5 protein-coding genes are annotated in these 4,835 nt (G+C 40.2%); all 5 read right to left on the bottom strand.

The genetic code is table 11. The annotated features are described in order from the left end of the window. Positions 1 to 774: 774 nt before the first annotated feature. Positions 775 to 1,596, bottom strand: a complete 822-nt coding sequence (locus GXZ17_RS01110; protein WP_409375447.1) for a carbohydrate ABC transporter permease — start codon at positions 1,594 to 1,596, stop codon at positions 775 to 777. Next, positions 1,593 to 2,486 carry a carbohydrate ABC transporter permease gene (locus GXZ17_RS01115; protein ID WP_409375448.1) on the bottom strand — a complete coding sequence of 298 codons (894 nt, stop codon included), beginning with the start codon at positions 2,484 to 2,486 and terminating at the stop codon, positions 1,593 to 1,595. Before GXZ17_RS01115 ends, GXZ17_RS01110 begins: the two co-directional genes overlap by 4 nt. Positions 2,487 to 2,517: 31 nt before the next feature. Beyond that, positions 2,518 to 2,748, bottom strand: coding sequence for a hypothetical protein (locus GXZ17_RS01120; protein WP_409375449.1), 231 nt, complete (start codon positions 2,746 to 2,748; stop codon positions 2,518 to 2,520). A 47-nt stretch (positions 2,749 to 2,795) separates the two neighbouring features. Then, the gene (locus GXZ17_RS01125) at positions 2,796 to 3,815 is read right to left on the bottom strand and encodes an ABC transporter substrate-binding protein (protein WP_409375450.1); all 1,020 of its coding nucleotides are present in this window, start codon (positions 3,813 to 3,815) and stop codon (positions 2,796 to 2,798) included. Between the two features lie 860 nt (positions 3,816 to 4,675). Continuing rightward, on the bottom strand, positions 4,676 to 4,835 hold a 160-nt coding region (locus tag GXZ17_RS01130; RefSeq protein ID WP_409375451.1), incomplete at its 5' end, for a DAK2 domain-containing protein.

Below are 4,835 nucleotides of genomic sequence, written 5' to 3' on the forward strand. Positions count from 1 at the left end.
CTCCACCTACATCAGAAATAAGGTAGTTTCTTGCTTCATGGTAAAGAGAAGCACCGGGCTTAGCCTGCTGCTCATTATCCACCACTCCCGAGGCCCCTTCCAGGTCAGCAATTAAAAGAATTTTCACGAGATTAACCTCCTACTAATGAATTATGTGTAACCCTTATGTGAATGGGTTTTGCCCATTGACATCGAAACCGGTAAAATAGGAAAACTCCGTTTTACCCGAGCTAAAAATCTCTTTAAGAAGTTTGCCCCCTGCCCTTATCCCAAAGCCTTTAACGAAGATATACTCGCACATCAAATCTTTATCAAGCTGAATATCTACCAGACTCTCCTTCCTATCTGGCTACCATACCTCGATTATCAGCTCTTTCTTTATTCCCTGATTTTACGAATTTCTTTCATAAAAACCCCAACTGACAAAAGATACCTCTATCACTACTTGCTTTCTGGCTCTTGTCTTCTAATCTATTATGTCCCTCAAAAGAGCTAAAGAAACTCTCTGTAAGAAGCTACTCTCGCTTAACCTACAAACTTATGAGAGTTATTCTTTTCATGCTTTACCCATAAAACTTGTTTCCTGGTAGAGAAAATCTCTTTGAAGGAATATTTGTCTTCCCACCGATTATTCTATTATTCTCAAGCACGATGTCAACTCCAATTATTGACACATGTTCTCCAGACCAAACTCGCAATCCCAGTTAATCACTTAATTCTCAAAGAATAAAGAGATGTTATCCTTTTAGGTAGATTTACCATTAAGATTTAAAATTACTGCTTGATCGCTCCTCCAGTTAAACCAGATATAAACTGCCTTTGGAAAAAGATAAAAGCAATAAGAGGAGGAAGAGAAGCAATAACTGACCCGGCAAACAAAGGCCCCCAGCGGGTCTGATATTGACCCACGAAAAGGGTGAGAAAAGCTGGAATCGTCTGCATTTCCTGGGAAGGAAGATAAGAAAGAGCGAACATCAGTTCCCCCCAGGCAAATATAAAAGCGTAAATTGCCACCGCAGCGATACCAGGAATAGCCAGAGGAAAAATAATCCTGACAAAAGCTTGTATCGGAGTACAACCATCTATCATAGCTGCTTCTTCCAGCTCTCCAGGGATCCCCTGAAAAAAATTTCTTAAAATCCATATTTCAATCGGGGTAGTAAAAGGAAGGTAAGATATCATCATTCCTAAATGAGTATTTATCAAACCAAGTCGCCTGAATATCACAAAAAAAGGGATAACAAAGGTAACTTGAGGAAACATTTGACAAACTAAGATAGAGAGAAGCAGAGGTCTTTTTCCTCTAAAAGATAGCCTGCCAAAAGCATAAGAAGGTAAAGCAGCTATCACAATAGTCAAAACAGCAGTCCCTATTCCAATAACCAAACTATTTAGAAAATACCTCAGAAAATCTAATCGGATGACGTAGTCATAATGTTCCCAGGTAACCTCAGAAGGCCAATAAATAATGGGAAAGTGATAAATATCAGGATAAGTCTTTAAGGAAGTAATAACTAACCAAATGAAAGGGAAAGCCACAATCAAAGCAATAATAGATAAAACCAGATAAAGAATCCATATCTTAATTTTTCTCATTTCTCTTCCTCTCGAAGTAAATAGCGAGTATAGACCACAGCAAAGACTAAGATCACCAAAAAAGTGAAAGTAGATAAAGCGGCTGATCCAGAAAAATCCATAAAGCGGAAAGCTTTACGGTAGGCAAAAGTCACTAAAGTATCAGTAGCATTGGCTGGTCCTCCTCCGGTCATGGTAAAAATTAATGGAAAATAATTGATAGTCCACATAACAGTGAGCATAACTGTGGTTAAAATAAAAGGGCTGATTAAAGGAAGAGTAATGAACCTAAACTTCTGCCACGTAGAAACTCCATCTATACTTCCTGCCTCATATAGATCTTTGGGAACTGTTTGCAAAGCAGCTAAATACAGCATAGCCGAGATTGGAAATCCTTTCCAAACATTGGCGATAATTACTGCTAACTTAGCCAAGTTAGGTTGACCTAACCAGGGTAGATATGTGTTAATCAATCCCAATCTTACTAAGATGTCGTTAAATACCCCATACATATCGTTGTACATCCATTTCCACGCCACAGCAGCCACAATATCTGGAGTAGCCCAGGGGAGAACCAGAATTATTCCCCGGAATATAGCTCTTCCCTTTAAAGGCTGGTTCAGGAGTAGAGCCAACCCTAAACCAATCACAAACTGAAGTCCCACACTGGCCGCTACCCATATACCAGTATTACCCAGAATCTTAAAGAAGAGAGGATTTTTAAACAAATTCTTATAATTTTCTAAAGAGAGACCAGATTCAGTTTGAAAACTCTGGTAAAAATTGGTGTACAAAGGATAAGCAATTAACAAAAGTAGCACCAAAAAGTAGGGAATAATAAAACGGAATGCTGGTTTTTGAGTTAGAGATTTAAAATAGGAAGCCACGTTTGACTCAGAGAGGGGCCACAATAGGGCCGGCCCCTCAACTTAGAATTCTCACTCATTTTCCCAATATAGCATTTACTTCGTTATCCGCCCATTCGATAGCCTCTTCAGAAGTCATTTCTCCAGTTAAAACTCTTTGAACCATAGACTGTATAGCATGGGATACTTCTGGCCATTCGGGAATGGGTGGTCTCACTTTAGCATAGGGGAAAGTATCCAGAATTACTTTCCACTTAGGATCCTGAAATTGGGGGACATCGCTACATACATCTATCCGAGTAGGCATAGGCCCTCCATGCTGCTCAATCCAGTACACCCACACATCATAACTGGTTATGTACTTAATAACTCCCAGGCTATTTCTTTATTCTGAGAAGTAGCTGATATAACTGAAGCCCAACCTCCCAAAACACTGGCTGGTTCCCGGAGATAAGGATGAGTTGCTACCATATAGTTACCTTTAATCTCAGGATTAGCCAATTCGATCAAGGGGAACGACCATGGACCTCCGATAGCCATAGCGATCCTGTTTTGGGCCATCATGGTGCGATAGTCATCTTCAGTGTAACCAGGGGTTCCTGGAGGAGATACCTGATGCTTGGTGTAAAGATCGGTATAAAACTTCAAAGCTTCTAATCCCTCGCTAGTGTTAAAGGCTGCTTGACGGTAATCAGAAGTTAAAAGTTCTCCTCCTGCACCAAAAAGAAATATCATATAACCCAGGGTAGTTGTCTCACTCATAGCTCCCGACACACCATATCCATATTTCATCTGACTGGCATCAGTAAGAAGTTTAGCGTATTCCAAGAGCTCATCCCAACTCTGAGGAGGATCATCGGGGTCTAAGCCTGCTTCTTTAAACATGATTTTATTGTAGAGGAGCAACCGACAGTCAGTATACCATGGAAGGCCGTACTTTTTTCCTTCGTAAGTAACTGTAGGCCATAGGTTCTCCCAAATTTGGTCAACACCTTCCCAACTGGCTAACCAATCGTCCAATGGTTCTAACCACCCCTGGGAGGCAAAAGTAGGAACCCAACCCCCAAGATCAGCAAAACAAACATCTGGCGGTTCTCCTGCCTCATAAGCAGTTACTAAGCTATCATAATAAACTTCAAACCCAATGAGCCGGTATTCAACGTCAACCCCAGATTGCTTCTCAAAGTCTTCTACAATCTTAGCCCAAGTTTCTTCCTGTTCTACCACATGCCCGCCTATCCAAACCACTAATTTTTCCTGAGCACCACCCACAGAAATCAAACCAAATAGAAAACAAACGGTCATCAAAATGGTAATTAAAGACTTGCGATACATTTTTTTCCTACCTCCTCCTGTAATAGTTTGATAAGTCATACCATCCCCACCTCGAAAATTAATATTACTTTCAGGGTATTTCCCAGTTATCATGTGGCCGGAAGCTAGATAGAGGCAATAAATTGTGCTTTCGCAACTTTCTTCAGAAAACCTAAAAGTCTATTGCCCCGGTTGAGACGCATCCAGTTAACAATAAATACCTTACTTTGCTCCTATCCTAACAGAAATAACAATGAAAATCTCCACGGATTATTAGGTAAGAGAGGGTTGATTTTGGTTCTGGCTGCAGATATTTAAAAATAAAATGGGTAGCAAGTAAAATTATGCTTCTTTAGTCTGAAATAGGCATCTAAACTGGCGATTTTGAAGGTTTTGAAGGAGAAGATAACCGTTAGCCCGATTAATACTATATACCATCTTGTCAAAAGCGCTAACTACTTACAATTAAACAACAAGAGTGCTAGTGTTTCTAGCGCCTAAAACACCACGAAATTAGGATACATTAGTACAAAAGGAAACCACTGATCTTTTCAGGAAATTAGCATGACCCGTTTTTTGTCTTACTAAGTATAAACCAGAGCTTATTAGGAAGGAGCTGATAATTACTATTTAATTTTCAAGGTACGTATGGCATTTAGCCTGAACCTGACTTTTAACCTCTCACTTCTTTCCTGATGAAATATTTTTCTCTCCAGTAATATTCCATCATTTTCAAGCACGATGTCAACTTATTAACGGAATTTTTTCCCCGACCGTTGGCGGGACTATAAGGGATATCTCCCTCCTCCAGAGAAAAATTTCTACAGGGGCAAGCCTATGTATTCTCTTTTTCTGCTAAGGCAGCTTGCACCTTTATCTTATACCGCAGGCTGCTCTTATCAATTATCAATTATCAATCATCAATCATCCATCAGGCTCCCAAAAAAAGCTTCAATTATAAAATAGCTTGAGGCAGCTCCCGGGTCAATATGACCTCGGCTCCTCTCTCCCAGGCGGCTGGAGCGACCACGCTTGGAGACCAAATCTTTAGTAGATTCCATACCTTCCTGAGCTCCTTCA

The sequence above is a fragment of the Candidatus Sordicultor fermentans genome (assembly GCF_012728195.1).
Classification (GTDB): Bacteria; Atribacterota; Atribacteria; order Atribacterales; family Caldatribacteriaceae; genus Sordicultor; species Sordicultor fermentans.